The organism is Phaeovulum sp., from assembly GCF_030684035.1.
In the GTDB taxonomy this organism is placed as follows: Bacteria; Pseudomonadota; Alphaproteobacteria; order Rhodobacterales; family Rhodobacteraceae; genus UBA6213.
Genome location: NZ_JAUXPI010000051.1, coordinates 1 through 10,035 on the forward strand (window position 1 = coordinate 1; position 10,035 = coordinate 10,035).

At 63.8% G+C, this 10,035-nt stretch carries 1 protein-coding gene and 1 pseudogene; one reads left to right on the forward strand and one right to left on the reverse strand.

Features of this window, described 5'->3' with window-relative positions:
• Positions 1 to 158: pseudogene (locus tag Q8J98_RS12035) on the forward strand (IS5/IS1182 family transposase); the annotation flags it as partial.
• Between the two features lie 140 nt (positions 159 to 298).
• Here Q8J98_RS12035 and Q8J98_RS12040 read toward each other — a convergent pair.
• Positions 299 to 8,968, reverse strand: a complete 8,670-nt coding sequence (locus Q8J98_RS12040) for a GH36-type glycosyl hydrolase domain-containing protein (RefSeq protein WP_305294561.1) — start codon at positions 8,966 to 8,968, stop codon at positions 299 to 301.
• Positions 8,969 to 10,035: the final 1,067 nt, after the last annotated feature.

A 10,035-nucleotide genomic window follows, 5' to 3' on the forward strand; every position in this document is an offset into this window, starting at 1 on the left:
GAAGCCGCGTCGAAACCAAGATGCATTGCGTGAAACTGCTGGGTCAGCGCCTCATGGCGCGGGACTTCGACCGTCAGGTCGCGGAGTTCCAGGTCCGTGTTGCCGTCCTGAACGGCTTCACCGCGCTCGGCATCCCCGTCACGAAGGTCGTGGGATAAGTCTGTCCGGGAGAAGGGAAAGTCCGGCCGTCAGCTGATTTGTGCCACAGTTCGCACCCCGCCGCGAAAGGTCAGCGTGATGCCGCAGGCTTTTTGCCGGTGGTAGCTGGGCAGGCGACCATTTGATTTCGATAGTTGAATCATTCGGCCGCGCCGATTTTGCCAAGTGTAATACGAACCTCATGGTTGGCGCCATCCAGCGCCAGCCGCAGCGGCCCCGAACGGTGTGCAGCGGCGGCACCGTCGATCTGAACTGCCGCGATTCCGCGCCCAGAGCCGCTCGGATTTTCCACCACAATCTTGTAGCGGGTGCCGGCCACAAGAACGCGCATTTCCACCTGCGGCCAAGCCTTGGGCAGGGTGGGCTCAAGCATCAGCGCATCGCCATGCCGTGTGAGCCCGAGAATGCCCTCGATGCCGGCGCGATACATCCAGGCGGCCGAGCCGGTATACCAGGTCCAGCCGCCGCGCCCCACATGCGGGGCGGTCGAATAGACATCGGCGGCCACCACATAGGGCTCGACCTTATAGCGTTCTGTCGCCGTGGCATCGCGGGCGTGATTAATCGGGTTCACCAGCGCAAACAGATCTGCCGCGGCGTCACCATCGCCCATCTTCGCATAGGCAAGTATCGCCCACATTGCGGCGTGGCTGTACTGGCCGCCATTTTCGCGCAAACCCGGCGGATAGCCCTTGATATAGCCGGGATCGAGCTTTGTGCGCGCGAAGGGCGGTGTGAACAGTAATGCCAGATCGGGGTCGTGGCGCACGAGATGCGTCGCTAGCGACGCCATCGCAGTGCGCGCCCTCGCCGGATCACCGGCACCCGACAGTACCGCCCAGGATTGCGCGATGCTGTCGATCCGGCATTCCTCGCTGTCGGCAGACCCCAGCGGGGTGCCGTCATCAAACGTGCCGCGCCGATACCACTGCCCGTCCCAGCCATCGCGCTCGATAGCAGCGCGCACCAAGACTGCAGCTGCCCGCCAACGAGCGGCGCGGGTGGGGGCGCGCGTATCGGCCAGCGGTGCCATCAGATCAAGCGTGGCAATCAACAACCATCCCAGCCAGACAGAGGTGCCCGCGCCGCCATCGCCTACCCGGTTCATCCCATCGTTCCAGTCGCCGGTGCCGATGAGTGGCATGCCGTTGGCGCCGATCAACGTAAGGCTCTGGTCGAGCGCACGGGCGCAATGTTCGAACAGTGTGGCGACGTTGGCTGAAGTCGTGGGTTGAAAGAAACTGTCATGCGCGCCAGCACGCAGCGCCGGGCCTTTGATAAAGGGCAATTTTTCATCAAGAATTGCGGCATCGCCCGAAGCTATCACATAACTTGCGGTGCAGTAGCCAAGCCAGACCCGATCATCCGAAATATGCGTGCGCACCCCCTGCCCAGTATGTGGCAGCCACCAATGCTGCACATCGCCCTGCGGAAACTGCCGTGACGCGGCGCGCAGAATATGCGTCCGGGTCAGTTCGGGGTGTGCCAGGGTCAGCGCCATGCCATCTTGCAACTGATCGCGGAATCCGTAGGCTCCGCTCGCTTGGTAAAATCCGGCCCGGGCCCTGATACGGCAGGCAAGTGTCTGATACAGCAGCCAGCCGTTCAGCAAAATATCCATTGCGCGGTCCGGTGTTTGCACCTGAACCGCACCCAACACACCCCGCCAATACCGCGAAACTCCGTCGATCGCCACGTCAAGATCCACCGCGCGCGTGCGTATAACGAGCGCTCGCGCCGCCTCGGCAGTTTCCGCCTGGCCGAGCAGCCAGACCAGTTCCACCGATGCCCCGGCGGCGAGGTTCAGCGTTTGCTGCAAGGCCGCGCAGGGGTCAAGCGCAGCCCCGACGCGCCCGGAAAGCGGTTGGTCGCCACGGTATTTCGGGGCAGCCAAGGTGCCGCCCTGACCCAAAAATTCGCTGCGGTCGCCGGTGTGGCTGGCGCGCCGCGCACCTGCGCCGGGCCCCCCGGCAATGCGCAAATCGGCAAAGGCGACCCGCTGGCCAAACGCAGCGCTCCACGGATTGCGCGCAAACATCGCCCCGGTTTCGACGTCCACCGAAGTGACTACGAAGGGCATGGTAGCGGCACGCGAACTGCCAAGACTCCATTCGGCGTAAGCGGTGACTGATAGCCTGCGCGCACGGTCCGTGGTGTTGCGCAAAGTCAGCCGCGTGATCTTGACCGGGTCATCGAGCGGCACGAACTGCACCATTTCGGCGGCGATCCCTTCGGCGGTATGCGCAAAGTGGCTGTAGCCAAAGCCGTGCCGCGCAGTGTAAGTGCCGCCATCACGGATCGGCAGCGCCGTCGGCGACCAGAGCGCGCCGTTGTCGAGATCTGCAATGTAGACGGCTTCGCCCGGCGCGTCGGTAACCGGATCGTTCGACCACGGTGTCAACTGGTTCTCGCGGCTGTTCTCGGCCCAGGTGTAGCCACTGCCCTCGGCCGACACCTGAAACCCGAAACCTGCATTGGCAATGACGTTGATCCAGGGCACCGGCGTGGAATTGCCCGCTTTCAGGACCACGCAATATTCGCGCCCATCCTGAGAAAAACCGCCAGTACCATTGAAGAATTCCAGGTTTTCCGTCGCCTCGTCCGGGCCGGGCGTGACGGGACGAGGCAAAGAAAGCAGCGGTCCGGGCCTTTCCGTCACAGCGCCATATACTCCTGTAGCCTCTGCCAACCTCGTCAGTTGCTGCCCGATATGTCCGCGGTTTGCGACCAGCATCACCCGCGCAGCCGAAAGTATGCGCATGCGGGCTTCGGCGGTGATCAGGTCGGCGCGCAGGACGCGCACGGTGCCCGGCAACTGCGATGCGGCTTCGCCGCTTGCCCGGGCGCGCGACTGCGCGGACCGCACCGCGGTTTCAATGGCGATCTGCAGATCCTGTACATAAGACGCAGCACGTTCGTTCAGGATCACCAGATCGACGGCAAAGTTCTTGGTGCGCCAATATTCATGGGCGCTCAGGGTCTCGCGCAGAACCTCGATGTCGTCGGCATCCTCAATGCGTAGCACAACAATCGGAAGGTCACCCGAAATGCCGTGCTGCCACAGGTCCGACTGCGGCCCGCCGCCGGCAAAGATCGCATCGGGCGACGGACGCATCCGCCGGTCATTTGCAATGATGGCCCCCGCCAGCCGCTGGTAATCGGCGGCATCAGCGCTTGATATGCCAAGGTGGCGCAACTGTACCTGGGCGCGGGTCCAGGCGAGGGTTTCGGCCCGGGCGAAGGCCGACGCATCGCGGTGGCGATCTACCAGATCAAGCAGCGCGCCCGACGATGCTGCTGCCATTGTCCAGAAGGTCACGCGCGCCATGCCGCCCGCGGGCACAATAAGCATCCGCCGGATCGAAAAGACCGGGTCGAGCACGGTGCCGGTAGTGCCCGAAAGGGGGGCCGCACCCAGCGCCAGCGCCGAGCCGATATCGCGGCCCCTGCCGATGAAGCGGGCGCGATCGGTCTCGAACTGCATCGGCCCATTTTCCGCGCCCTCCACAACGGCCAGATGTGCCGCCCAGATTTCGGGCTCGCTGGGTGCGCGACGGCGCCGGGTGGCGATGATCACTTCCAGTTCGGGCAGATAATCGGTTACCACGAAAAGCTTGGAAAAGGCCGGATGTGCGAGGTCGGCGGCCGGTGGCGCCAGCGCAAGCTCGGCGTAGGAGGTGAGGTCGATTTCGCGCGCATGGCGCCCTGAGTTGGCCAGTGTCACCCGCCGCGCCTCGGCATCGTCTTCGGCAGATACGACCACTTCGCAGGTGGTCGTCATCGTCGATTTGCGATGCACGAATGCCGCGTGATGCTCACAAAAAGACGCGGAATAGCTTCCGGGTTCAATTCTCAGTGGATTTTGCGAGGCCGACCAGAGCGAACCGCTGCGGTGATCGCGGGCGATGATGAAAGACCCAAGCTGCCCCTGCGCGGGATCGCCGCGCCAGCGCGTTATGGCAATATTGCGCCAGCGACTGCTGCCTGCCCCGGTCGGAGTCAGCACCACGCTATAGCCCTCGTTAGACAGCAGATGCGCCGTTGCCGGCATTGCGATGGGGCTCAGAAAACGCCGTATCGCGTCATCGGGACTATCTTCAGCGCTGGTGGCGTGCACTTTCACGGCGCGTGGTGCCGCGGCGGCGACTTCACGTGGCACCCGTTCCTGCAACAGCATTTCGGTGGCCTGAACGATCGGCTCGGCGTGAAAATGTCGGCGCAGGCAACCGTCATTCAGGGTGTTCGCTATGGCGGCAATGGTCATGCCCTGATGGTGTGCCATAAAGCTGCGCACGATGGTATGGCCGGTGCCGCCCTGCACGCGCTCGGGCGTGAAATCAACCGCCTCGTAAAAACCGAACCGACCTTCGGCCCCCAGCGCGGCAAGCCGCGCAAAGTTTTGCAGCGCGGCGACCGGGTCGAACATCGTGGCAAGACCACTGGCATAGGGCGCGACCACACGGTCGTCGCCAAGCCCGCGCTTGAGGCCCAGGCCAGGCACCCCGAAATTCGAATACTGATAGGTCATTTCAAGGTCGCGGGCATTGTAGGCAGATTCCGAAAAGCCCCATGGCAAGGCGAGCGCGCGGCCATAGGCGTTTTGTCGCGCTACGACCAGCCGATTGGTCTGTTCCAACAGGCTGCCTACGGGCGCGCGCATCACCAGCGCCGGCATCAGGTATTCGAACATCGAGCCGGACCATGAAATCAGCACCGCCCTGGCGCCAATCGGTGTCGCGGCGCGGCCAAGCCGGAACCAGTGCCGGGTTGCGACATCGCCCTTGGCAATGGCGATGAAGCTCGCCAGCCGCGCTTCTGACGCCAACAAATCATAGCAACTCGGATCAAGGCTGTTGCTTGCGACCGAGAAGCCGATCGACAGCAACATCTTTTCGCGGTCGAGCAAAAAACCGAAATCCATCGCTAACGCCAGATCGTGTGCCAGGGTGGCAAGTGCGTGCAGCCGGGTCACTTGCGGGGCCGGAACCTGAGGCGGTTCGGATGCATGCTGGGCAAGGCAATGCACCAGCGCCTCGGTCCAATAGTCGAGCTCGGACCCCGCGCCCGCCAGTGCGCGCGCTTTTTCCGCGGCTTCGGTACCAAGCGCGTACAGCGACGGAAAATCCGGCGATGCCAAAGTTGCCGATGTTGCGATCTGCGTCAGCAACGTATCGAGCGTGCCCGCAAGCGCCCGCCCGGTGCCGCCTGCTTCAGGTACCTCGACCAGTGCGGCCAGCGCCAGCAGCGCCGCATCCCGCACGCCCCCGCCCCGGATGTCATCCGCAATCGGCGCAGCCTGCCAGGCGCGGCAGGCATTCGCGAGCGCGATCAGATGCCCCGCCAGATTGCCGCTATCAACTGACGACACATAGAGAGGGTCGAGCACACGCAGATCATGCGTGTCATACCAGTTGTGGAAATGGCCCCGAAACCGAGGCAGTTTCTGCATCGTCTGCAGCGTCTGCTCAAGCCTGGCAATTGCCGTTTCCTGCCCAATCCAGCCCATTTCCCGGGCCACCACCACAGCGAGCAGGTAAAGCCCCATGTTCGTCGGCGAGGTCCGATGAGCCACTGCCGGTTGCGGAAGCTCCTGAAAATTGTCTGGCGGCAGCATATGGTGTTCGTCCGTCACGAAGGTCTCGAAATAGCGCCAGGTCCGCCGCGCAATCAGGCGCAACTGTTGTGCCTGGCTTGCGGAAAGGTGGGCCGCCTCTCGTGTCGCTGTCGTCTGGCTGATCCGCCATGCGAGGACCGGCGCCAGCAGCCAGGCTACTGCGAACGGCACGATCAGCGGCCAGTTTTCGGGCCGGGCCACTAGCGCAACGTCAGCGGCCAAAAGCCCAAACCCGGTGCCGCCCAGCATGAAGCTGTAATACCCGACCACACCGGCCTGCGCGCGCCCACTGGATTGCTCTGCAGTCACCCATTCCAGCAGGTTCCGGCGGCTCACGCTCAATCGCCATGCGGTACGGGTGATGGCGTCGAGCATCCGCCAGGCATGATCGGCAAGAAACACTACATTTACGCCACCGTGCCAGATCGCGTTGCGGAAATCGGTCCGCAGCGCCGCGAGGTGGCCGCGCATGGTGGTGCCCGAGCCATCCGGTAGCAGCGCAAACGGAAGCGGCAACAACTGCGGCAACACCAACGCCGCTACAATAAACCCGGACCAGCCCAGGGCGACGGACCAAGGCTGCAGCCACCCTGCGACAAGCGCGGCAACCGAAAGCGGCGCCACCATCGAGCGCCTGAGATTGTCGAGCATCTTCCAGCGCCCGGTTGCAGGCACGCCGCCCGGCATCCTTCGGCGCGCGCCGAACAGCCACGGCCAAAGTTGCCAGTCGCCGCGCACCCAGCGGTGCTGCCGCTTCGCGGAAACATCGTAGCGGGTCGGAAAGCTCTCGATCACCTCGACGTCGGAGGCAAAACCGGACCGGGCGAAAATACCCTCGAACAGGTCGTGGCTAAGCTGGGTGTCTGGCGCCACGCGGCCTTGCAACGCCGCCTCGAAGGCATCGACATCATAAATACCCTTGCCGGTGAACGAGCCCTCGCCAAAAAGATCCTGATAGACGTCGGAAACCGCCGCCGCATAGGGGTCTATGCCGCCGGGGCCGGAAGTGATCTGCTGAAACGTTGACCCCTCGTGCCCCAAGGGCAGCGCCGGTGTGACGCGGGGCTGCAAGATGGCATGGCCGCCAACAACGCGGGTGCCGCCAGCATCGAACCGGGGCCGGTTCAGCGGATGCGCCATCTTGCCGATCAACCGGCGCACCGTGTCGCGGTGCAGCCGCGTATCGGCGTCCAGCGTGATGACGTAACGTACACCCGCCGGGACCTCTGGCGGGCGGCCCCCGATCGGCAGAAAACTGGTATCTGTCGCGCCGCGCAAAAGCCGGTTCAGCTCGTGCAGCTTTCCGCGCTTGCGCTCCCATCCCATCCAGCAGCGCATGGTCTGGCTGTAGCGACGGCGGCGATGCAGCAGCAGGAACCGCGCGCCATCCTCCGACGGATAGGCCGTGTTCAGCGCCGCAATCGCCGCCTCCGCCGCCGCGATAAGCTCTGCATCCGACGCGGTGGTTTCGGTTGCGGCGTCAGGGCCATCGGACACCAGCGCATAATGCACCGCGCCTGAGGCACTGGCCAGATGATGCACCTCCAGCCGCTCGATCTGCACCGCCAGATCTTCGGTATCGGTCAGCAGCACGGGAACCGCCACCAGCGTGCGCAGATGCGGCGGAATGCCATGCTTGAGTTCCATCCCCGGCAACACGGCTGGCCCGACGGCGCGAGTCACCGCAAGGTTCACGCAGGCCGTCGCCGCCGCGCTTACCGGCACAGACCCCAAGAATGCCAGCAGCGCCAACACGCCCGATGCCGCACCCGCACCCGAGATGCCCCATAGCGCCAAAGCCAGCACCGCCAGCGTGGTTGCCACAATCAGGCCAACATACCCGCCGATGCCGAGCCCATGCATCGCGCGGCGCAAGCCAAGCTGCCACGGCGTTCGAAAATCGATGCGCTGTTGCAGCGCCGACCGTCCTTCACCAATGAGGTAGTAACCCGGTTCGGCCTCGGCGCCGGTTTTGGCAGTTCTGGCAAGCGCGTTCGCCAGGTCTGCCACGGCGATTTCGCTTTGGCGCGAACCGCGAGCAAAGCCCTCGATCGCCGTTCGGTAGCTGTTGCGCGTGGGAAAATCCATCTCGGAATACACTGCGCCGCCACCACTTTGAAGCCGCTCATCGACCAGGCTGACCGCCTCGAACACCTCGGCCCAGTCGATTTCCGACACCAGCCGCAAACTGGTGATGATGTTGCGCATCGTCACGTTCGTAGCGCCTTGCCGCTGCATTCCCAGTGCGACGACGGCATCCGACGATGTGCCCTGCTGACGCAGCCGATCTTCGAGCCAGCCGCACAGCGGCGTCTCGGCCGGGTCGGAGCCGCGCAGCCTTCTGGCCAGTTCCGCTGCCCATATTTCCGACAATGGCGCGCCTTCATAAGCGGCCAGCGCCAACTGCATTTCCAGCACGTCCTGACCGTGCAACCCAATGAACCTGTCAGCGATGGCATCAGCGGCGCGGCGCAGACGCTGGCCTTCGATGATCTGTTCAGAAATCCTGCGGGTGTTTTCGACAAGAACAATTCTCAGGCTGATTGCCACCGCCCACAGCTCGCCGATCAGCAGTGGTTGAACACGTTGATATGCGGCAAGAAACCGCCGCAGCGTGGCGGTTTCAACAAGGCTGTCGGTGTGCGCAACATAGGCCCAGGCAATTTCGAACACCCGAGGATAACCAGCAAACGGCCCGTCTGAGAGTTTGGGCAGCGTGCGATAATATCCGGGGGGCAGATCGGTATCGGTCTGGTGGGTTTGCTGCTCGACAAGGTGGTAGTTGTCCAGAAGCCATTCCGCAGCGGGCGAAACCCGCCGGCCCGCGTCCAGCGCCGCAGCGCTTTGATGATAGGCATCGAGAATGCACGCCGCGTTGTTCCGGAGCCGTCGGATAAGCGGCTGGACCCTTCGCGCGGGCTGGGCCGCAACCGCCTTGCCCCCGTGCCCGGTGCCAATCATCTGCGCGGCCGCCAGACCTTCGGCGTGGTGCTCAAGCCGTTCGGCACCGAACAGTTCTGCCCGGATCGGGGTCAGATCAGACCAGAGTCGAGATCGGGCACCGCTCTGCGGCAGCGCGCTGAGAAAGCGTTGTTGCCATGCCCGGTATGAAGCGCGAGGTGCGGTTCCGGCCCCGGAACGCCTTGCGGATTTCGGGTCATCGGGCGCATGGGAAACCGGGCGTACTCTCGTCACTCGGCCAACGTCGCGTGCGATGAAGCGTCACTTCCGACCGGCGCTTTTACGGCTAAGCCTTTCTGCCCGCTCGCAGCGATTTCGGTTGGCCGGCGAGGCGAAGCAGGCGGGGCATCGCGTTTGGGGAAATCCCTGTTGGCCTCCCAGTGGGCCTGCGTACGACGCGCCATTTCCCGCCATTTCGTCTCTATTTCACTCCATTTCATAATCACCCCCAAGTGCCTTTTCCATCCGCGTGGGCCGCGCTCTGGCAAAAACTGCTGATGCGCCCCAATGACCTCGCACACCCCGACCGACAGACCCGGAGCCGCCGTGCGCGCGCCGGTCGCCGTGTTTTGATTGGGCCTTGGGCGCGGCAGAAATTCGCCCTTCAGCACACCAAACACATGAACCCGAGAACCGTTCCGGCGCGGCGGCCATGTTTGTGCGAGGCACAAAGGGCACTGTACACGAAAAAGGCAGCCACGTGATCCTCTGAATCTTTGGTCGGGGTCGTCGACCCGCGTTTAGACCTCGGGAATAACCGCTAACTCAACTCATAATCTGCGCTTTTTCGTTGGCGCTTTTCCGCCGACAGCGGCTCCTCTTCCCAACTGCGGAGTTCGGTCAGCTTATTGTCAGCAATTCGAATGCCTCCGCTTTGGACCGATCAAACGACCCAGCACGATCACTGGCGTTTCGGACAGCTCCAATTGAGTAGCGGCCAGCGCGCGCCTTTTGCCCCGTGCCCGACGCCGCGGCGCAGCGCATGCAGGGCAACGCTGGCTCGACTTCCGTTGCCGCCGACGTCGCCGTCGCCATCGCCGCGCCCCGCGGCAGTGTGGCGAGGCTGTTTGGTGCCGAGTGTCGCCATCTGGCCACGCATGCGTGCACCGGCACCTGCAGCGTCGCGGCGCGTGGCAACCGTTGCCCGGGATAATCATCTTGGATCGTGTCCCACGGCGTGGTGTAGGTTCTGGCTGAGGTGGTCACCGGCGATTTCCGGCTAGGGTCTGGTTGCTTACACCAACCTTGACCGAGAGGACCACCGATGACCGACGAGATGATGAACCTGCGGGCGCTTGTTG